Raw genomic sequence first — 18,161 nt, 5'->3', positions numbered from 1 at the left:
TGACATGCTGGTTGCCCAGGTGACCGATATTCATCTCGGCTTCCAGCCGGATGATCCGGCCGAAATGAACCGCAAGCGGTTCGACGAGGTGATCGCCACGCTGCTGGCGATGAACCCGCAACCGGCGCTGCTGCTCGCCACCGGCGACCTGACGGAACATGGCGCCATTGCCTCCTACCAAACGCTGAAATCCATCACCGACCGGCTGCCGTTCCCGGTCCATTTCGCGCTCGGCAACCATGATGTGCGCGCCAATTTCCGCGCCGTCTTCCCCGATGTGCCGGTCACCGCCACCGGCCATGTCCAATATGATTTCGTCCACGGCCCCTTGCGCTTCGTCGTGCTCGACACGCTGCTGGAAGGGCAGCATGGCGGCGCGCTTTCGGCCGAACAGGCGCAGTGGCTCGACGAAACGCTGGCGCGCGATCAGCGCCCCACCGTGCTGGTGCTGCACCACCCGCCGATCGAAACCGGCAACGGCTGGATGACCGAGGATCTCGATGCCCCCTGGGTGCAGCGCCTGTCGGCCGTGGTGCGCCGCCACCCCCAGGTGATCCGCATGATCACCGGCCACCTGCACCGCGCCATCGTTACCGGTTGGCACGGCACCACGCTGGCGGTGTGCCCATCATCGGCGCCGCAGGTCGCCATCGATTTCCGCAGCATCGATCCCGAAGACCCGGACGGGCGGGACATGATCGTTGCCGAAACCCCCGGCTTTGCCGTTCATTGGTGGACCGGGCAGGATCTGATCACCCATTATGGCAGCGGCGGTGACCACCCGGTGCTGGCCCGGTACAACAGCCGCATGCAAGCGACCGTGCAGCACATCGTGGCGGAACGGACGGGCGGGCATTGAACCCACCCGCCCCAGGCGATCACTTCTTCGGGAAACACACCAGCTGTTCGCTGCTGATGTCGGAGATCGCACGATAGCTGGCGACAAACTTGTCCCACGCCGCATCGCGCTTGTCACGCGGCACGCCCGGTGCGTTCACGTGCACGGTCACCACCTTGTCGGCGGCCATGCCTTGCGGCGTCATCACCAGGCCCACGCGCTGCACATTGTCGGTGTAGCCATGGGCGCGATACCAGGCCATATGCTCGGCCACGACCTTTTCGAAATCAGCCACCGTCGCCCCGCCCTTCAGCGTGCTGACCCGCATGACCTGCACCTCTCCATCGCAGCGCGGTGCGGCAGGCGGTGCCTGTGCCAACACGGGCGCGGCCAGCACCATGGCGGCCGCCATCATCATGTGACGCAGTTTCATCAATCATCCCCTGTTGTGATCCCGCGCCCCCACGACGCAGGATGTCCAAGGGTTGCATGCCGGTTTTGCAGTTGCAAGCTGGAGCTAAGTGCGAGCGGCCAGTACTGGCCGGAAGATATGGCGTCGCGGCGAAGCCGCGCCGTCAGACGGGTTGAAGCCGGCGGGGACCGACGCCCGCCGTTTCACCCGCTGGCCGCGCGCTCGGCGAGTCTGCAAACAGCACGGCTGTTTGCAGCCGCCTCGCGTCACACACGCATCGGCATCAGCACATAGAGCGCCCGCGCCTCATCCCCTTCGCGGATCAGAGTCGGAGCGGACGCATCCGAAAGATGCACATCCACGCTGTCGCTGCGCACCTGGCCGAGGATGTCGAGCAGGTAGCGATAGTTGAAGCCCACCTCCAGCTCGCTGGCGGCATAATCGGCCGGCAGATCTTCCGAAGCGGTGCCGTTTTCCGGGCTGGTGACCGACAGGGTCACCTTGTCCCGGCCCAGCGCCAGCTTCACGGCGCGGGTCTTTTCGGTGGTGGCAATCGCTGCCACCCGGTCCACACCTTCGGCCAGCGTCTTGGCATCGATCTTCAGCAGCTTGTCGTTCGCCGTCGGGATCACCCGGCTGTAATCCGGGAAGGTGCCATCGATCAGCTTGCTGGTGAGCGTGCTGTCGGCCGAGAAGCGGAAGCGGATCTTGGCGGCGGACAGGCTGATCTCCACCGGCGCATCGGCGGCCATCTCGTCCAGCAGCTTGCGCACTTCGGCCACGCACTTCCTTGGCACGATCACGCCCGGCATGTCGGCGGCGCCGTCCGGCAACTCCAGCTCGATCCGGGCCAGCCGGTGGCCATCGGTCGCCACGCCGCGCAGCTTGGGCGCCGGGCCGCTGGTGGCATGCATGTAGATGCCGTTCAGATAATAGCGCGTTTCCTCAGTGGAAATCGCAAAGCGCGTCGCGTCGATCAGTTCCTTCAGGTCCGCCGCCGACAGGGTGAAGCGCACCGGCAGGTCGGTTTCCGCAATCACCGGGAAATCATCGCGCTTCAACGTCGACAGGCTGAACCGGCTGCGGCCGGCCACCACGCTCATCCGCTCACCCGACACCGCCAGCTCCACCTGCGCGCCATCCGGAATCTTGCGCACGATGTCGAACAGCGTGTGGGCCGAAACCGTCGTCGCCCCCTGCACATCGATCCCGGCCGGGATGGTTTCCACCACCTGCAGATCAAGATCGGTCGCCATCAACCGCAAACCATCGCCCCGCGCCTCGATCAGCACGTTCGACAGGATGGGGATGGTGTTGCGACGCTCAACCACCGACTGGATATGGCCCAGGCACTTCAGCAGCGTGGCGCGTTCAACGGTGGCCTTCATTCCGGTCCCTGCTAATTTTGTTACACGAAGGCCACTATAGCCATTCACACGCGTGGTGGTAGTGGCGAAGTGCAGCCAAAGCGCGGATAACAGCGGCCATGGACCTGATTCTCGCCCGCCACGCCGAAACCGTCTTCAACGCCGCCGCGCGCATGCAGGGCCACATGGCCCACACGCCGCTCACCCGCGCCGGCATCGCCCAGGCCGAAGCCATGGGCGCCGCCCTGCGCGAACAGGTCGGCGAAGCGCCCGACCGCGATCTCTGGGTCTCCCCCTCCGGCCGCACCCAGCAAACCGCCGCCATCGTCGGCGAACATCTCGGCCTCCCCTTCTTCGATTGGCGACAAGACCGCCGCCTGCTCGAAATCGACGTTGGCCAATGGGAAGGCCGCTACTACGCCGACATCGTCGCCGACCTCGGCGAACATATCGTCTGCCCCGATCGCCGCCTGTTCCGCGTGCCCCCACCCGGCGGCGAATGGTTCCCCGATATCGCCGCCCGCCTCACCGACTGGCTGGCCGAACTGGACCACAACCGCCCCCTCCTCGTCATCAGCCACGGCATCACCGCCCGCGTCCTGCGCGGCATCCTCGTCGGCGGCCAGGATTGGCAAGGCGTCCCCGTCGCCGCCGATGCCCCACAAGGCACCGTGTTCCACATCAAGGACGGCGTGGAGACGATGCTGCACGTCGGCAGCGGTGTGCAAGGTGTGCGGGCGGCGTAAGAGGCCACCAACCGACACATCCCCCCGTCGCCCCGTGCTTGACACGGGACTTGGCTGCCCTTGGCGAAAAGAAGAAAGTAGAGCCTCCGGCGGGCAGGGTCGCAGACCCTGCACCCGCTTGTTTTTGGCCGGCGCTTGGTGGTGAGTTCGGGAGTCTAGCTGGTCTTCCGTTTTGCAATGAAATGGGCCTGCGCGGCAGCTTCTTCGTAGGTGAAAGACCGCTCAATGCAATTGGGCTCCGGTCGCCAGTCGCCCCAGCCGTTCCAATCGTAGTTCTGTTGGAAGGCATCGAAATCTGAGACAGCACTGAAGCGATGAACAAGCCTTGCGTTTGGCATTGTGGCCAACCGCACTCTGTCATTCTGCTCACTTATTGGAGCAAAGAACTGATCGCCCTCAGCATCGTTCTGCCAAATCTCGAACTCAAGCTTAGCCATAAACTCTCTCTACCATAGCATCTGATCCGCCCGCCATGGGATTGCCTGGGAACACCCTCCCAACCCGAGCACCTGAAAACAACCGGGTGCAGGATCTGCGACCCTGCCCGCCGGAGGCCTGTTTCTCCCTTCCGCCTGCAACCGCACCCTCGTAAAAGGCCGACAAACCAACCGGAGTCCTTGCCATGTCCGATCCCGTTGTCATTGCCAGCTATGCCCGCACGCCGATGGGTGGCTTCCAGGGCGCCTTGAGCGGCGTGAAGGCCACGGAGCTGGGCGCGGCGGCGGTGAAGGCGGCGGTTGCGCGGGCCGGGGTGGCGGCGGACAGGGTGGAGCAGATCGTGATGGGCTGTGTGCTGCCGGCTGGGCTGGGCCAGGCGCCGGCGCGGCAGGCGGCGTTGGGGGCCGGGTTGCCGCTCGGTGTCGAGGCGACGACGGTCAACAAGATGTGTGGCAGCGGCATGCAGGCCATGATCATGGCGCATGATGCGCTGGCCGCCGGCAGTGCGGAGGTGATTGTGGCCGGCGGCATGGAGAGCATGACCAATGCGCCCTATCTCCTGACCAAGCATCGCGGCGGCGCGCGGATCGGCCATGATGCCATAAAGGACAGCATGTATCTGGATGGGCTGGAGGATGCCTATGATCCCGGCCGCCTGATGGGCAGCTTTGCCGAGGAAGCGGCGCGGGATTATCAGTTCACGCGGGAAGCGCAGGACGAATTTGCCATCGCCAGCCTTGCCCGCGCCCAGGCGGCGATTGCGGGTGGTGCCTTTGCCGCGGAGATCGTGCCCGTCACCATCAGCGGCCGCGGCGGTGATGTGGTGATCGACACCGATGAACAGCCCGGCAAGGCCCGGCCGGACAAGATCCCGACGCTCAAACCCGCCTTTGCGAAGGATGGCACCATCACAGCGGCCAACGCCTCCTCCATCAGCGATGGTGCGGCGGCGCTGGTGCTGACCCGGGCCAGCGTGGCGGCGCGCGGTGGGCTCGCCGTGCAGGCGCGCATCGTGGCGCACGCCGCGCACGCCCATGAACCGGCGAAGTTCACCACCGCGCCGGTGCCGGCGATCCGCAAGGTGCTGGCCAAGGCCGGGTGGCGCGTGGCCGATGTGGACCTGTTCGAGGTGAACGAGGCCTTTGCCGCCGTCGCCATGATCGCCATGCACGATCTCGACATTCCGCACGAAAAGCTCAACATCCACGGCGGCGCCTGTGCGCTGGGCCATCCCATCGGCGCATCGGGCGCGCGCATTGTTGCGACGCTGCTGGCCGCGCTGGAGCGGACCGGCGGCAAGCGTGGGGTCGCCGCGCTGTGCATCGGCGGCGGCGAAGCGACCGCCATCGCGGTGGAGCGCATCTGATGACACTGGCCGGCAAACGCGCCCTCGTCACCGGTGCGACCAGCGGCATTGGCCTTGCCATCGCCAAGGCACTCAGCGCGGCGGGCGCCAGGGTGATGATCAACGGCTTTGGCGATGCGGCGCAGATCGCGGCGGCGCGCGCCGAGGCCGGGGGTGCCCAAGGTCCGGCAGCCTATCACGGGGCGGACATGTCGAAGCCCGCCGAGATTGAAGCCATGATGGCGGCGGCCGAGGACCAGCTGGGCGGGGTGGACATCCTGGTCAACAACGCCGGCATCCAGTTCGTCTCCCCGGTGGAGGACTTTCCGCCCGAAAAGTGGGATGCGATCCTGGCCATCAACCTGTCGAGCGCGTTCCACACGACCCGGCTGGCGGTGCCGGGCATGAAGGCGGCCGGCTGGGGCCGGATCATCAACACCGCCTCGGCCCACAGCCTGGTCGCCTCGCCGTTCAAATCGGCCTATGTCGCGGCCAAGCATGGCATCGCCGGCTTCACCAAGGCGGTGGCGCTGGAGGTGGCAACCCACGGCGTGACGGTGAACTGCATCAGCCCCGGCTATGTGTGGACGCCGCTGGTGGAAAAGCAGATCCCCGACACGATGGCGGCGCGCGGCCTGACCCGGGACCAGGTGATCGAGGATGTGCTGTTGAAGGCGCAGCCCACCCGCCAGTTCGTGACGGTGGACCAGGTGGCGCAAACCGCGCTGTTCCTGTGCAGCGATGCCGCCAGCCAGATCACCGGCGCCAACATCAGCATGGATGGCGGCTGGACGGCGGCCTGATCCGGGGCGGAATCGGCCAATTGGCGATTCCATCCCCGTTATCCCCGTTATCCACAGGCCTGATGGCCAATATTTCATTTTGACGACTCACCCGATCGGTGAGAGCATTCACCTGTAGCCGGGAATTGACGGCGGCAGAAATGCCAAAGGAAATGAAAAGGTTACAGCCAGTTTCTGGAGACGATCCCGTTTAACCGCGGGGAATTGAAACCAGGAAGAGGCAGGGCAGGAAGGCCAGCCCGGAGCATGGCGGAAGACAGGCGCAAGCCTCTCTCCCACCACCGGGACGGAGCGCCAGCCCAACCGGCCGGAAGCCGGCAGGCAAGGCGAGGCAGTGGGGCAACCCACAGACGGGGCAACCCGGATCCGGGGCAACCTGGGGCCAGACCAGCGCCAGCCGGGCAGGGCCGGAACCGGTGGCAACGCCAGCCCACGCGCGAACAATCCAACGGCGCAAGCCAGCGGGCGAAACGCGAAGCGGGTGAGAGCAGCAGCCGGGGGCCGCCAGGCCCGCACGCAAGGTCAGCCGCGACGGCGCCAGCCGCAGCGGTGAACCCCGAAGGACCGTGACGCAGCCGGAAACGGGTAACACCGGACGAGGGCAAGGCCACAGCCAGCAGGAACGGCGCAAGCCGGGACCGCAGCGGGGATCAGGACGAAAGCGTGCAGGGACGAACGGTCCGGCAACGGTGGCGAGGTGGCGGGCAACCGCCATCCCTCCTCCGGATGCGAAAGTGCCGCGACCTCGCGGAAGGCCAGCCGCCGCAGCTCCAGCTGACGAAGCCGTGAGCGCAGGCGCCGACCGAAGCGAATGGCACGACACAGTGGGGGCTGATGGCGACATCAGCTCCCATTTTGCCGTTCAGAGCCGGAGCACGTTGGCCAGCCGACCGCGCACCAGCCACAGCAGCGCCGCCCCGGCCAGCGGAAAGGCGGCATGCAGCAGCCAGAAATCCGCCGCCGCCATGCGTTCATAAAACCGGCCCAGCCAGCCCGACATGGTGCTGCCCATGAACACGCCGAACTGCACCGCGCCCAGCATCACGCCGGTCACCGCCGGCGGTGCGGTGCGCGAAAACAAGGCGTTCACCGTGGGCACCAGATAAAGCCAGCCGACATTCAGGATCAGGTGGAACATCACCACCCACAGGATCGGCGTTTGCCCCTTCCCCAGCAAGATGCCGCTGCCCAGCGCCAGCCAGATGAAGGCGCCGCCCATCAGCGCCATGCCGATGCCGATCTTGCCCAGCTCGCCGGGCACCCGGCCGGCCGCCGCCTGGGCGCGCCACAGCGCCAGCACCGGCGGCACCGCCATGATCGGTGCCAGACTGTCAAACGCCTGCAGCCAGGTGACCGGCACCTCAAAGCCCAACACCAGCCGATCGAGATGATCGCGCCCCCACAGCGCATAGACATTCCACACCTGGCTTTGCGCCAGCCAGAACAGGCTGGTGAACAGCATCACCACCACCAGCGCCGCGATGGTGCGGCCATCGCCGGGCTGCAGCCGGGCGCTGCGCCGGGCCGCGTGCGGCGTGTCGGGCGGCATCAGGCCATTGCCGGCCATCAGCGTGATCGCCGCCAGCGCCATGCAGCCGCTGGCAACGGCAAAGCCCCATTGCCAATCCACCCGTTCCCCCAGCGCACCGATCAGCAGCGGCCCCAGGAACGCCCCGGTGTTGAGCCCCGCCGCCAGGATCGAGAAGGCAGCATCGCGCCGGCCATCATCGCGGGCATAAAGATGGCCGGTCTGGGCATTCAGATTGCAGCGCAGCGCGCCGGCGCCCAGCGCGCTGACCAGCAGGCCGGGCAGGAAGGTGGCGGGCAGGATCACCATCACCATGCCGCCCGTCGCCAGGGCGGAGCCGATGATGCAGGTGAGACGCGGGCCCCACACCCGATCGCCAAGCCAGCCGCCCAGCAGTGGGGTGAGGAAGAACAGCCCGAGATACAGCCCCATCGTCTGGGTGGCGAGCGCCTGCAAGCTCATCGGCCCGAACAGGCTTTCCAGCAGGGCGCGCCAGGCGGTGAAGCCGCCCACACTGTCCAGCATCGCCGGCGTGAACAGCGCATTGGCCATGTAGAGGATCAGCAGCGCCTGCACGCCATAGATGCCAGCCGCCTGCACCGCTTCTGCCACCGTGACAATGGCCAACCCTGCCGGATGGCCGCCAATCTCGCGCTGTTCCCCCATGGCCACACGGTGAACGCGCGTTGCCACCTGTGCAAGGCGCGGCGCGCCATTTTTCGTGCGTTATTTCGGCCCACCCACCTGCACGTGGCGCCCTTCGGCATCGCGGGCCTTTTCGGCCTTGCGGGCATCGCGGGCGGCCTTTTCCTCCGCCTTGCGGGCGGCGCGGCCGCGCTTGATGTCGGCCTCCTCCTGGCTTTCGGTGGCGGCGTCGTAAATCGCCTCTCCCGCCTTGATCGGTGCGGTGATCACCGCCCGCGCCACGCTGCAGCCGGTCAGCAACAGGGGCAGCAGCAGGAGAAGGATGCGCATCCCCACCTCATGCCAGAGCAGCGGGCGGCAGCGCCAGCAGTTTCGGGATGGCGGCCTTGAAGGGGAAGAAACCCTTCTTCGCCTGGGGCCAGGCCACATCGTCCCAAGCCCGGCGCAGGCGGACCAGCCGCACACCATCGCTGGCCAGCACGGGCGCCAGCATATCCAGCCGGTCCTTCACCGGGCCCACCGGTGCATCGGCGGTGATGATCTGGGCGAGGCGGTGGCGGGCGGCCCAGGCGCGCATCGCATTCACCGCATCGGCTTCATCCAGCCGTTCGGGCGCCAGCCCCAATCGATTGGCGGCCCGATCCACGCCATCGGCCAGCATGGCATCGGCCACCCGCCGTTTCAGCGGTGCCGGCGCGCCGCCGATGCCACTGGTCGCCGCCAGCGCCACCGGGCTGGCGGGCAGCGGCAAGGTTTCCAGGCTCACATCCTCCGACGTGATGAACAGGCCGGTGCGCAGGGCCGGATCGGCATGCTGCACCGGCGCCGGCGGGATTGGCGGGGGAATCATGTCGGCAGGCCAGGGCGCTGCCTCGCGCGCCAGCGGCGCGTCCACCTTGAATCGCCCGCCCGACAGGTCGCGGATCAGATCGGCACGCGCCAGATAGGTCTTGCCCGCCGTCTGCAGCCCCACCACCCAGCGCCAGCCCAACGTGTTGCTGGCCGGGCAGGCATCGAGCAGATGGCGGTAGAAGAAAGCCGCGCCCAGCTGCCACGGCAGGCGCAGGGTGAAGCACCAGATGCTGGCAAAGCTCATCCGCACATGGTTGTGCAGCCAACCGGTTTCCTGCAGTTCGGCCACCCAGGCATCGAAACAGTCGATCCCGGTTTGGCCGGCCATGGCCTGGTGGTATCGACGCTGCCACTTGCCATCCTCGGCCAGCATCGCCTCCATGCGCACCACATCGGCCTGCCAGCGCGCCCAGATCTCCGGCCGCTGCTGCAACCAGCCCACCCAATAGCTGCGCCAGCACACTTCCTGGACGAACTTCTCCGCCCCGCCAAAGCCATGGGCGGCCACGGCGGCCACGGCCACCTCCGCCTCGCTCACCAGCCGGCGGCGGATGGCGGGAGAGAGCAGCGAGGTGGTGGCCCGGCCATCGGGCCCGCCATCATGGTTGCGCCGCGCGGCATAGGCGCGGCCGGCCAGCGGCAGGAATTCGGTCAGCCGGGCAAGGGCCTCGGTGCGGGTGAGGGGGAAGCGCATGGCCTCCCCCTAGGGCTCAAGCTAAGGTTGCGCCTTGTGGCGGCTTGTCGCTTGCCGCCTTGCGCGCGCGGCAGCGTCAGGGCTTCGCGGGTTCCAGGCCGACACACTGTTTCCAGATGCCGCCAATTGTCCCAAACTCCTTGCGATACTCGATCCGGCTTCCCGTGCCTTCGGGGAATATCGTGAAAGCCAGAGATACGCCACCATAGCCATTCTTGATCAACACCACCCGAGAGCCATTTTCCTGCTCAAGAGCCGCCGTATTGTTCTTGTTGGCGAGGCAGAACGCCACTTTGGTAGCGGAGTCGGTCGAATGAAAAACTTCGGTGGGCGGCTTCTGCAGCACCTTTTGGGTTGATGCGCAGCCGCCGACAGCCAAGCAGGCCAAAATGACAATCTTTACCTTCATGAGCGTCTCCATAAACTGCAACAATACTTCAACGGACGCTCATCGATTGGCAAGAGATGAATTTCAGAGGCAATATATATTCACACCGTGAAGCTTTCCCCGCAGCCGCACGATCCCTTGGCATTGGGGTTGTTGAACACGAAGCCGGCGGTGAAATCATCCTCGCGCCAGTCCATGGTGCTGCCGATCAGATACATCAGGCTGCCGCCGTCGATGAACAGCGTGCCGCCCGGCGTGTCGATGCGCTCGTCGCCCAGCTTGGCCGCCGTCACATAGGCCAGATCATAGGCGAGGCCCGAACAGCCGCGGCGCGGGGTGGAGAGGCGCACGCCCACGGCATCGGCCGGCGCGTCTTTCAGGATGGTGGCGATGCGATTGGCCGCGCCTTCGGTGACGATCACCGGGGCGGGGCGCGGGCGGCGGGTGAGTGTGGTCTGTTCCATCACAGCATTCCCATTTCCAGCCGGGCCTCGTCGCTCATCTTGCCCGGATCCCAGGGCGGATCCCACACCAGGGAGACATCGCAGCTCTGGATGCCCGGCACGGCGCAGACGCGGATTTCCACTTCGCCCGGCATGGATTCGGCCACAGGGCAATGCGGCGTGGTCAGCGTCATCGTCACGATGGCGTGGCCATTGCTGATTTCGACGCCATAGATCAGGCCCAGATCATAGATGTTCACCGGGATTTCGGGATCGTGGATCTGGCGCAGCGCGGCGATCACCTCGTCATACAGGTCGCCGCCGGGGGCTTCCGGCGCCACCGGTTCCGGCTTCTGCTTCAGGAAACCATCCAGATAATCCGGCTGGCGCGGCCCTGCCTCGGCAGCCGCCGCCTCGGCAGCGGCCCGCAGCGGCGGGGCCTTCGCCACCGGCTTGGCCTCGCTCACTTCCTCAACCTCGAAGCTGCGTTCAGTCATCACTTCACCCCAAAAATGCGGGAGACACGGGCAAGCCCCTCAACCAGCCGCTGGACATCGCGCGGGCTGGAATAGAGGCCGAAACTGGCGCGGGCGGTGGCGGGCACGCCCAGGATGTGCATCAGCGGTTGCGCGCAATGATGGCCGGCGCGGATCGCCACGCCCGCTTCATCCAATATGGTGCCGATATCGTGCGGGTGCACCCCCTGCATCGAAAAGCTGAGGATGCCGGCGCTGTCGTCAGGGCCATGCAGGGTCAGGCTGTTGATGCCCTGCAGCGCGCTGCGCGCCTGCCGCACCAGCGCCGCCTCGTGGGCATGGATGCGGTCAAGCCCGATGGCCTCGACATAATCGATCGCGGCAGCCAGCCCGATCACGCCTTCGATATGCGGGGTGCCGGCTTCGAAGCGGCCGGGGGGCGGGGCATAGCTGGTGCGTTCGAACGTCACCGTTTCGATCATCGCGCCGCCACCCTGCCAGGGTGGCATCGAATCGAGCAGGTCCGCCCGCGCCCACAGCACGCCGATGCCGGTGGGGCCATAAAGCTTGTGGCCGGAGAAGACATAGAAATCGCAGCCCAGCGCAGCCATGTCGAGCGACAGGCGCGGTGCGGCCTGGCAGCCATCAACCAGCAGCAGCGCGCCCGCCGCATGGGCGGCATCGGCAAGGCGGCGCACATCGGCGGTGCCGCCCAGCACGTTCGACACATGGGCAATGCTGACCAGCCGGGTTTCCGGCCGGATCATGGCGATCAGCGCCGCCTCGTCGATGCGGCCACCGCCGGTGATCGGTGCCACGTCGAGCACGGCGCCGGCGCGTTCGCACAACATCTGCCAGGGCACGATGTTGCTGTGATGCTCCAGCGCGGAAATCAGGATGCGGTCACCGGGCTTGAGCCGCTGCCCCCAGCTTTGTGCCACCAGGTTGATGCCTTCGGTGGCGCCGCGCACGAACACGACTTCGTTCGGGTCGGCCGCACCGATGAAACGGGCGACACGGGCGCGCGCCTCCTCAAAGCGCAGAGTCATCGTGGCGGAGCGTTCATAGACGCCGCGATGCACCGTCGCATAATCCGGGCCATAACAGCGCGCGATGGCATCGATCACCGCTTGCGGTTTCTGCGCGGTCGCCGCCGTATCGAGATAGGCCCAATCACCGGCGAGACCGGGGAAATCTCCCTTCAGGTCCAGCATTGCCGGGGCGGTGGCGTCAGTTATGCTCATGCGCACAGCCCCCGGAGGACAAGATGCTTGCCGCCCTGATCGCCCTGCAGATGGCCGCCACCCAGCCGGTGACGTTGGCCGAGGATTATGCCCGCACCACGACGGGCCGCTTTTCCAGCGCCGAACAACATGCCGCCGATAGCCGGTATGACGTTGTGGAGGTGGCGATCACCCGCATCTGGCCGGGCCGCACCGATGGCGTGTGGCTGTACCAGGAACAGGCGATCACCAGCGCGCCGGGCACCACGCCGGCCGCGGCGCGGCTGAAACCCTATTTCCAGTTTGTCGCCCGCGTTGTCGAAATCGCGCCGGGCGTGCTGCGGCGGGACAATTTCCGCGTCAGGGATGGCGCCAAATGGCTCAACCTGACGCCCGGTGACGCCCGCCTCGCCACGTTGAGCCCCGATGATCTCGCACCGGCCAGCTGCCACAACCGGCTGGAGCGCATCGCCACCGGCGTGTTCGTGGGCGGCACCGAAAGCTGCACCAACAATTTTCGTGGCGCGGTGATGATGGAAAGCCGCAGCGTGACGACGCGCGACGCCTATGTGAACTGGGATCGCGGCTTTGCCGCCGATGGCACGCGCATGTGGGGCCCCGCCGGTGGCGGTTACATCTTCAAGCGCATGGCCGACTGAACGGCTCACGCCGCCGCCTCCAGCCGCGCGGTTATGGCGGCGTCCAGCGTTTCAACCGCCGCTTCGTCCAGCCCGTCGAGCGCGTCTGACAGGAAGGCGCGGGTCAGGAGGGCGCGGGCCTGCGGCTTCGGCACACCGCGGCTGGTCATGTAGAAGAGCGCTTGTCTGTCGAGCTCGCCGATGGCGGCGCCGTGGGCGCATTTCACATCGTCGGCAAAGATTTCCAGCTCCGGCTTGGCGTTGGCGGTGGCGCCGCGATTGAGCAGGATGGCCTTGAACGACTGGCTGCTGTCGGTCTTTTGGCCTTCGCGCGCCACGGCGACCTGGCCCAGATAGGTTGTGGTGGCCGCGCCACCCGCCACGGCGCGCACGATCTGGCGGCTGGTGGCGCCCGCGCCGACATGGCGCACGGTGGTTACCAGCTCGATCGTCTGTGTGGCCGAACCGATCAGCACGCAGCCGAGCTGGAAATCGGCACCATCATGAAGCGTCACATCCAGCGCGATGCGGCCATAATCGCGGCCGCCATCGATGATCGTGTAGCGGCAGGCGGCACCGGCGCCGACATTGATGGCGAGATGGCGGATCACCGGGCTGTCGGCGGTGGTGACGATCAGATCGGCATGGGTTTCGCCAGCCGGCACCACCACGGGTTCAACGGCGACCGGCCAATGCCGGGCGACAGCGGCCAGATCGCTGTAGCGAAAGGCCTCATCCCTGCGGGTCGGAAGCGCGCTCATGCCGATTTCCGGTGTCGCCGTCACGCGGCGAGCGCGGAATAGCCTTCCGCCTCCAGCTTGTGGGCGAGATCGGCACCGCCCGAATGGACGATGCGGCCATCCATCAGGACATGGATATGATCGGGCACGACATAATCGAGCAGCCGCTGATAATGGGTGATCAGCAGCGTGGCGTGATCGGGCGAGCGCATGGCGTTGATGCCTTCGGACACGACACGCAGCGCATCGATGTCGAGGCCCGAATCCGTCTCGTCCAGCACGGCCAGCCACGGCTTCAGCACGTGCATCTGCACCATTTCGTTGCGCTTCTTCTCGCCGCCGGAAAAGCCCTGGTTCACCGCGCGCTTCATCATGTCGAACGGCAGGCCCAGCTTTTCGGCGGCGGCCTTGGCCAGCTTCATGAACTCGGCGCCCGACACTTCGGGCTCGCCGCGCAGGGTGCGCTGGGCGTTCAATGCGGTGCGCAGGAAGAGGAGGTTGGAGACGCCGGGGATTTCCACCGGATATTGCAGGCCCAGGAACAGGCCGGCCGCCGCGCGCTCATGCGGTTCCTTGGCCAGCAGATCCTCACCCCGGAACGTCACCGAACCGCCGGTCACGTCATAGCCGTCACGCCCGGCCAGCACATAGGACAGGGTGGATTTGCCGGCGCCGTTCGGCCCCATGATGGCGTGCACCTCGCCGGCGTTCACGGTGAGTGACAGGCCCTTCAGGATGGGCTTGCCGTCCACTTCGGCATGAAGATTGTCGATGATCAGCATGTGGGGGCTCACTTCATCTGGTTCTGGCGCTTGACGATGGTGACCACCGCATTCTCGCGCACTTCTTTTTCGATCACGCCCACGCTGGCCTGGGCCACGGCCTCGGCCTGATTGGGCGTGTGATTGGGATGGCCAAAGCGGTCGAAGGACGCCACTTTCAGGGTGAGGGCATTGCGGATCGGCCGGCAGGCCTTCACCGCCGCGATGGCGATGCTGCCGGCGGGATCCTTGGACACATCGGCGGCGGCGATCTTGTCGTCGACGCATTTGCCGAAATCGGCAGTCAGCTGGTCAAGTTCGGCGCGCAGCTGCTGGCCCTTGGGATCGACGCGCGGCGGTGCGGCATCACAGGCGGCGAGCAGCAGCAGCGGCACCAGCAGGGCGGGGGCGCGCGTCATGCCCGCGACCCCAGGGGCGTGCCGCGCGCGGCCCAGGCCGCCACTTCGCCATCGCTGACGGCGGCAAAGGCCCGGAAGCCCTGCCCGCGGTCACGCAGCAGATATTGCGTGTCCCACGCGGTGATGACGCCGCCATCGCCGGCCAGCATTGCATAGTGCGTGTGGGACAGCACGACGCCCGGTGCGAGCGGCACCACGACTGTCACGGTGGCACGGGCATCGGCAACGCCCTGCCGGTCATAAAAGCCGAACAGCGCCTCGACATTGCGGCGGAACAGCGCCTCGTCACAGGCAAGGGCAGCGCCGGGGCCCGAAATCAGCGCCGGGAACGACCAGGCCGCGACCAGCGCCGCACTGTCCTGCCGGGCAAATGCAGCGGCATAGGCCGCGAAAAAGGCCTGAACATCGGCCTGCATCACCCGACCGAGCCTTCCAGGCTGAGGCCGAGCAGCTTTTGCGCCTCGACGGCAAATTCCATCGGCAGTTGTTGCAGCACCTCGCGGCAGAAGCCGTTGACGATCAGGCCAACCGCAGCCTCCGCATCCAGCCCGCGCGACTGGGCATAGAAGAGCTGATCGTCGCTGATCTTCGAGGTTGTGGCCTCATGCTCGATTGTGGCGCTGGGGTTGCGGCACTCGATATAGGGCACGGTGTGGGCGCCGCACTGGCTGCCCAGCAGCAGGCTGTCGCACTGGGTGAAGTTGCGCGCACCCTCCGCCGTGGCGGCCACGCGCACCAGCCCGCGATAGGTGCCGTTCGACCGGCCGGCCGAAATCCCTTTCGACACGATGGTGGAGCTGCTGCCCTTGCCGATGTGGATCATCTTGGTGCCGGTATCAGCCTGCTGGCAATTGTTGGTGACCGCCACCGAATAGAATTCGCCCACGCTGTTTTCGCCCGACAGCACGCAGCTGGGATATTTCCAGGTGATGGCGCTGCCGGTTTCGACCTGGGTCCAGCTGACCTTGCTGTTCTTCCCCAGGCAGTTGGCGCGCTTGGTGACGAAATTGTAGATGCCGCCCTTGCCGTCGGCATCGCCGGGATACCAGTTCTGCACGGTGGAATATTTGATCTCGGCATCGTCCAGCGCCACCAGCTCCACCACCGCGGCGTGCAGCTGATTCTCGTCGCGCATCGGGGCGGTGCAGCCTTCCAGATAGGAGACATAGGCGCCCTTGTCGGCAATGATCAGCGTGCGTTCGAACTGGCCGGTGTTGGCGGCGTTGATGCGGAAATAGGTGGAAAGCTCCATCGGGCAGCGCACGCCTTCAGGGATGTAGACGAAGGTGCCATCGGAAAAGACCGCGCTGTTCAGGCAGGCAAAATAATTGTCGGTGACGGGCACCACGCTGCCCAGCCACTTCTTCACCAGATCGGGAAACTCCTTCACCGCCTCCGAAATGGACAGGAAGATCACCCCGGCCTTGCGCAGCTCCTCGCGGAAGGTGGTGGCCACCGACACGCTGTCGAACACCGCGTCGACAGCAATCTTGCGGGCGCCTTCCACCCCGGCCAGCACCTTCTGCTCCTCGATCGGGATGCCCAGCTTCTCATAGGTGCGGCGGATTTCGGGATCCAATTCGTCCAGCGATTTCAGGCTCGGCTTGGCCTTGGGCGCGGCGTAGTAATAGGCATCCTGATAATCGATCGGCGCGATGTTCAGCTTGGCCCAATCCGGGCTCTCCATCGCCTCCCACTTGGCAAAAGCCTTCAACCGCCAGTCCAGCAGCCACTGCGGCTCGCCCTTCTTGGCCGAGATATAGCGCACCGTGTCGGCATTCAGGCCCTTGGGTGCCAGTTCGGATTCAACATCCGAGGTGAAGCCCCACTTGTAGGTGGCCAGATCCTCAACCGCGGCGCGGGCCTCGGCATCCTGCACCGGCGCTGCAGCATCGTTCACCGTGTCGGCAGACACTTCATCAGACATGGTCAAACTCTTTTCCGGTTCGTTCAATCGGCCAGCGCGGTGGCGGTTGCCACGGCTGGCCCGGATGCCGCCGCTGCCGCCGGCTGCACCAGATCGGCCAGCGACACGGCGGCAAGCGCCCCGCGCACGGCCTGGTTGATTGGCGGCCAATGGCCCCGGATGGCGCAATGGCCTTCCATGGCGCAATCCTGCACATCGCCCGACACACAGCTGGTCAGCGCGATCGGCCCATCCACCGCCTCGACGATTTCCGCCACGCTGATCGCCCCCGGCTCGCGGGACAGGGTGAAGCCGCCCGCCGCCCCGCGCGACGCCATCAGCAGCCCGCCGCGCGCCAGCGTGCCCATCAGCTTGGCCACCGTGGGCGGCGGGATCATCGTCAATTCCGCCACCCGCGCCGCCGACAGTTTCGCCGACGGTTCGCGCGCGGCGGCAGCCATCACCACCACGGCATAATCGGCAAGATTGGTCAGTCGAATCAAGGCTTCCCCGCCACGCTCGGGCAAAGTGGACAAATCTGGTCGGGTTATGGTCCGCCTGCCCCGAATAGTCAAGTTTTGCAGCCTGGTGCGGCGGTCATGCCGCAGCCGCGCCGATCACGACATCAGGGCCAGGCGGGGCAGCCCCGGCAGCTGCCGCTTGTGGGCAATGGTCAACCGCGTCACCGGGGCCGCCTCGGCCAGGAACCGCGCCGGGGTCAACCCGGTGAAGGCCCGGAATTCACGAATGAAATGCGCCTGATCATAAAAGGCATCGCCCGCCGCTTCGGCCCAATCCAGCGCCTCGCCGCTGGCCAGCCGCACCGCCGCACCCAGCGCCCGATATTTGCGCGCAAGCAGCTTGGGCGAAGCGCCATAGATGCGCTGGCACAGCCGTTCCACCGATCGGGCCGACATGCCGCTGGCCGCCACCAGCGCATCCACGTCGGGATTGCCGCTGCCGGTCAACCAGCCATCAGCCAACCCGGTAAACCATGCATGGGCATCGCGCGCGCCCTCCAGCCGGCGGTGCAAGAATGCATCGACCACGGCGCAGCGCCGGCCATCGCTGCCGGCATTGGCCACGCCGTCCAACAGGGCCGCCACCGCCGGCGCTGGCAACACGCCGGCCAGATCCACCGCATCATCGGCCAGATCGGCGGCCGGCACGCCCACCAGCTCGGCCCAGCCGCGCGGCAACAGCCCGATCCCGAACAGCGCCAGCCGGCCATTGGCCCGATAATGCACCGGCACACTGGTTGGCCCCTGCAACACCGCGCCGCGCCCAGGCCGCACCCGGCCGCCGCCATAATCATTGTTGGCCTCGCCAGCCACCACCAGCCGGATCTGGCCCAGTTCCGCCCGCATCAGATCGGCAAAGGCCGGCAGTTCCGATTCAAACCAGTAATAGGATGACACATGCTGCCGCAGCGCCGGATGCGGGGCGAAATAGCGGATGCTGATCATGCCCCCTCCTGACATGGCTGGCGTGCACGGCCG

The 18,161-nt window shown here is 66.5% G+C and carries 22 protein-coding genes; 5 read left to right on the top strand and 17 right to left on the bottom strand.

Annotation, left to right across the window (positions count from 1 at the left end):
* Positions 1–4 precede the first annotated feature (4 nt).
* On the top strand, positions 5–859 hold the full coding sequence (locus AC6BOR_RS10020) for a phosphodiesterase (RefSeq protein WP_498058309.1): 855 nt from the start codon (positions 5–7) through the stop codon (positions 857–859).
* Between the two features lie 19 nt (positions 860–878).
* On the opposite strand, the gene AC6BOR_RS10015 is transcribed toward AC6BOR_RS10020, so the two are convergent.
* Together AC6BOR_RS10015 and dnaN are read right to left on the bottom strand one after the other, a co-directional pair.
* Positions 879–1,271, bottom strand: a complete 393-nt coding sequence (locus tag AC6BOR_RS10015; RefSeq protein ID WP_498058308.1) for a hypothetical protein — start codon at positions 1,269–1,271, stop codon at positions 879–881.
* Positions 1,272–1,516: 245 nt separating this feature from the next.
* Positions 1,517–2,638 (bottom strand): DNA polymerase III subunit beta, encoded by a 1,122-nt coding sequence (dnaN, locus tag AC6BOR_RS10010; RefSeq protein WP_498058307.1) that lies wholly within the window; start codon positions 2,636–2,638, stop codon positions 1,517–1,519.
* A 98-nt stretch (positions 2,639–2,736) separates the two neighbouring features.
* Here dnaN and AC6BOR_RS10005 point away from each other — a divergent pair, with 98 nt between their 5' ends.
* On the top strand, positions 2,737–3,363 hold the full coding sequence (locus AC6BOR_RS10005) for a histidine phosphatase family protein (protein WP_498058306.1): 627 nt from the start codon (positions 2,737–2,739) through the stop codon (positions 3,361–3,363).
* Positions 3,364–3,518: 155 nt separating this feature from the next.
* Here the strand turns inward: AC6BOR_RS10005 and AC6BOR_RS10000 are convergent, their stop codons facing one another.
* Positions 3,519–3,800: a hypothetical protein gene (locus AC6BOR_RS10000; RefSeq protein ID WP_498058305.1), complete on the bottom strand. Its 282-nt coding sequence runs from the start codon at positions 3,798–3,800 to the stop codon at positions 3,519–3,521.
* 185 nt (positions 3,801–3,985) lie between these two features.
* Between AC6BOR_RS10000 and AC6BOR_RS09995 the strand changes: the two genes are divergently transcribed.
* The gene (locus tag AC6BOR_RS09995) at positions 3,986–5,167 is read left to right on the top strand and encodes an acetyl-CoA C-acyltransferase (RefSeq protein ID WP_498058304.1); all 1,182 of its coding nucleotides are present in this window, start codon (positions 3,986–3,988) and stop codon (positions 5,165–5,167) included.
* Positions 5,167–5,949 (top strand): 3-hydroxybutyrate dehydrogenase, encoded by a 783-nt coding sequence (locus AC6BOR_RS09990; RefSeq protein ID WP_498058303.1) that lies wholly within the window; start codon positions 5,167–5,169, stop codon positions 5,947–5,949. The genes AC6BOR_RS09995 and AC6BOR_RS09990 overlap by 1 nt, the downstream gene beginning before the upstream one ends.
* Before the next feature lie 862 nt (positions 5,950–6,811).
* Here the strand turns inward: AC6BOR_RS09990 and AC6BOR_RS09985 are convergent.
* From AC6BOR_RS09985 to AC6BOR_RS09955, 7 genes are all read right to left on the bottom strand, one after another.
* The gene (locus tag AC6BOR_RS09985; RefSeq protein ID WP_498058302.1) at positions 6,812–8,143 is read right to left on the bottom strand and encodes a peptide MFS transporter; all 1,332 of its coding nucleotides are present in this window, start codon (positions 8,141–8,143) and stop codon (positions 6,812–6,814) included.
* A 60-nt stretch (positions 8,144–8,203) separates the two neighbouring features.
* Entirely contained in the window at positions 8,204–8,452 is a 249-nt protein-coding gene (locus AC6BOR_RS09980) for a hypothetical protein (RefSeq protein WP_498058301.1), read from the bottom strand.
* Between the two features lie 7 nt (positions 8,453–8,459).
* The gene (locus tag AC6BOR_RS09975) at positions 8,460–9,668 is read right to left on the bottom strand and encodes an FAD-binding domain-containing protein (RefSeq protein WP_498058300.1); all 1,209 of its coding nucleotides are present in this window, start codon (positions 9,666–9,668) and stop codon (positions 8,460–8,462) included.
* A 76-nt stretch (positions 9,669–9,744) separates the two neighbouring features.
* Entirely contained in the window at positions 9,745–10,077 is a 333-nt protein-coding gene (locus AC6BOR_RS09970) for a hypothetical protein (RefSeq protein ID WP_498058299.1), read from the bottom strand.
* 80 nt (positions 10,078–10,157) lie between these two features.
* Positions 10,158–10,520 (bottom strand): HesB/IscA family protein, encoded by a 363-nt coding sequence (locus AC6BOR_RS09965; RefSeq protein ID WP_498058298.1) that lies wholly within the window; start codon positions 10,518–10,520, stop codon positions 10,158–10,160.
* Positions 10,520–10,999, bottom strand: a complete 480-nt coding sequence (locus tag AC6BOR_RS09960) for a DUF59 domain-containing protein (protein ID WP_086115280.1) — start codon at positions 10,997–10,999, stop codon at positions 10,520–10,522. Before AC6BOR_RS09960 ends, AC6BOR_RS09965 begins: the two co-directional genes overlap by 1 nt.
* Entirely contained in the window at positions 10,996–12,219 is a 1,224-nt protein-coding gene (locus AC6BOR_RS09955) for an aminotransferase class V-fold PLP-dependent enzyme (RefSeq protein WP_498058297.1), read from the bottom strand. Before AC6BOR_RS09955 ends, AC6BOR_RS09960 begins: the two co-directional genes overlap by 4 nt.
* A gap of 23 nt (positions 12,220–12,242) precedes the next feature.
* Between AC6BOR_RS09955 and AC6BOR_RS09950 the strand changes: the two genes are divergently transcribed.
* Complete coding sequence (locus tag AC6BOR_RS09950) at positions 12,243–12,857, top strand: chromophore lyase CpcT/CpeT (RefSeq protein WP_498058296.1); 615 nt, start codon at positions 12,243–12,245, stop codon at positions 12,855–12,857.
* A gap of 5 nt (positions 12,858–12,862) precedes the next feature.
* Here AC6BOR_RS09950 and AC6BOR_RS09945 read toward each other — a convergent pair whose 3' ends face one another.
* The 7 genes from AC6BOR_RS09945 to AC6BOR_RS09915 form a co-directional block, all read right to left on the bottom strand.
* Positions 12,863–13,597, bottom strand: a complete 735-nt coding sequence (locus AC6BOR_RS09945; protein ID WP_498058295.1) for a SufD family Fe-S cluster assembly protein — start codon at positions 13,595–13,597, stop codon at positions 12,863–12,865.
* Between the two features lie 20 nt (positions 13,598–13,617).
* The gene (gene sufC, locus AC6BOR_RS09940) at positions 13,618–14,358 is read right to left on the bottom strand and encodes a Fe-S cluster assembly ATPase SufC (RefSeq protein ID WP_498058294.1); all 741 of its coding nucleotides are present in this window, start codon (positions 14,356–14,358) and stop codon (positions 13,618–13,620) included.
* 8 nt (positions 14,359–14,366) lie between these two features.
* Complete coding sequence (locus tag AC6BOR_RS09935; protein WP_498058293.1) at positions 14,367–14,756, bottom strand: hypothetical protein; 390 nt, start codon at positions 14,754–14,756, stop codon at positions 14,367–14,369.
* Entirely contained in the window at positions 14,753–15,172 is a 420-nt protein-coding gene (locus AC6BOR_RS09930; protein WP_498058292.1) for a DUF6841 family protein, read from the bottom strand. The genes AC6BOR_RS09935 and AC6BOR_RS09930 overlap by 4 nt, the downstream gene beginning before the upstream one ends.
* Positions 15,172–16,683: a Fe-S cluster assembly protein SufB gene (gene sufB / locus AC6BOR_RS09925; protein ID WP_086115285.1), complete on the bottom strand. Its 1,512-nt coding sequence runs from the start codon at positions 16,681–16,683 to the stop codon at positions 15,172–15,174. Before sufB ends, AC6BOR_RS09930 begins: the two co-directional genes overlap by 1 nt.
* Before the next feature lie 23 nt (positions 16,684–16,706).
* Positions 16,707–17,165 (bottom strand): SUF system Fe-S cluster assembly regulator, encoded by a 459-nt coding sequence (locus tag AC6BOR_RS09920; RefSeq protein WP_498058291.1) that lies wholly within the window; start codon positions 17,163–17,165, stop codon positions 16,707–16,709.
* A 114-nt stretch (positions 17,166–17,279) separates the two neighbouring features.
* Positions 17,280–18,128, bottom strand: coding sequence for a helix-turn-helix domain-containing protein (locus tag AC6BOR_RS09915; RefSeq protein ID WP_498058290.1), 849 nt, complete (start codon positions 18,126–18,128; stop codon positions 17,280–17,282).
* Between the last annotated feature and the right edge of the window lie 33 nt (positions 18,129–18,161).

The sequence above is a fragment of the Sandarakinorhabdus sp. FBCC-B8862 genome (assembly GCF_059745315.1).
The sequence above is the reverse complement of the archived record's forward strand: the minus strand, read 5'-3'. Positions and strand labels throughout refer to the sequence as shown.

Bases quoted from the DNA above. Each gene is read 5' to 3' on its own strand.
- AC6BOR_RS10020 (WP_498058309.1), top strand. From the start codon at position 5: ATGCTGGTTGCCCAGGTGACCGATATTCATCTCGGCTTCCAGCCGGAT.
- AC6BOR_RS10015 (WP_498058308.1), bottom strand. From the start codon at position 1,271: ATGAAACTGCGTCACATGATGATGGCGGCCGCCATGGTGCTGGCCGCG.
- AC6BOR_RS10000 (WP_498058305.1), bottom strand. From the start codon at position 3,800: ATGGCTAAGCTTGAGTTCGAGATTTGGCAGAACGATGCTGAGGGCGAT.
- AC6BOR_RS09930 (WP_498058292.1), bottom strand. From the start codon at position 15,172: ATGCAGGCCGATGTTCAGGCCTTTTTCGCGGCCTATGCCGCTGCATTT.
- AC6BOR_RS09975 (WP_498058300.1), bottom strand. From the start codon at position 9,668: ATGCGCTTCCCCCTCACCCGCACCGAGGCCCTTGCCCGGCTGACCGAA.
- AC6BOR_RS10005 (WP_498058306.1), top strand. From the start codon at position 2,737: ATGGACCTGATTCTCGCCCGCCACGCCGAAACCGTCTTCAACGCCGCC.
- AC6BOR_RS09995 (WP_498058304.1), top strand. From the start codon at position 3,986: ATGTCCGATCCCGTTGTCATTGCCAGCTATGCCCGCACGCCGATGGGT.
- AC6BOR_RS09970 (WP_498058299.1), bottom strand. From the start codon at position 10,077: ATGAAGGTAAAGATTGTCATTTTGGCCTGCTTGGCTGTCGGCGGCTGC.
- AC6BOR_RS09990 (WP_498058303.1), top strand. From the start codon at position 5,167: ATGACACTGGCCGGCAAACGCGCCCTCGTCACCGGTGCGACCAGCGGC.
- AC6BOR_RS09985 (WP_498058302.1), bottom strand. From the start codon at position 8,143: ATGGGGGAACAGCGCGAGATTGGCGGCCATCCGGCAGGGTTGGCCATT.
- AC6BOR_RS09945 (WP_498058295.1), bottom strand. From the start codon at position 13,597: ATGAGCGCGCTTCCGACCCGCAGGGATGAGGCCTTTCGCTACAGCGAT.
- AC6BOR_RS09935 (WP_498058293.1), bottom strand. From the start codon at position 14,756: ATGACGCGCGCCCCCGCCCTGCTGGTGCCGCTGCTGCTGCTCGCCGCC.
- sufB (WP_086115285.1), bottom strand. From the start codon at position 16,683: ATGTCTGATGAAGTGTCTGCCGACACGGTGAACGATGCTGCAGCGCCG.
- AC6BOR_RS09955 (WP_498058297.1), bottom strand. From the start codon at position 12,219: ATGAGCATAACTGACGCCACCGCCCCGGCAATGCTGGACCTGAAGGGA.
- AC6BOR_RS09965 (WP_498058298.1), bottom strand. From the start codon at position 10,520: ATGGAACAGACCACACTCACCCGCCGCCCGCGCCCCGCCCCGGTGATC.
- AC6BOR_RS09980 (WP_498058301.1), bottom strand. From the start codon at position 8,452: ATGCGCATCCTTCTCCTGCTGCTGCCCCTGTTGCTGACCGGCTGCAGC.
- AC6BOR_RS09950 (WP_498058296.1), top strand. From the start codon at position 12,243: ATGCTTGCCGCCCTGATCGCCCTGCAGATGGCCGCCACCCAGCCGGTG.
- AC6BOR_RS09915 (WP_498058290.1), bottom strand. From the start codon at position 18,128: ATGATCAGCATCCGCTATTTCGCCCCGCATCCGGCGCTGCGGCAGCAT.
- dnaN (WP_498058307.1), bottom strand. From the start codon at position 2,638: ATGAAGGCCACCGTTGAACGCGCCACGCTGCTGAAGTGCCTGGGCCAT.
- sufC (WP_498058294.1), bottom strand. From the start codon at position 14,358: ATGCTGATCATCGACAATCTTCATGCCGAAGTGGACGGCAAGCCCATC.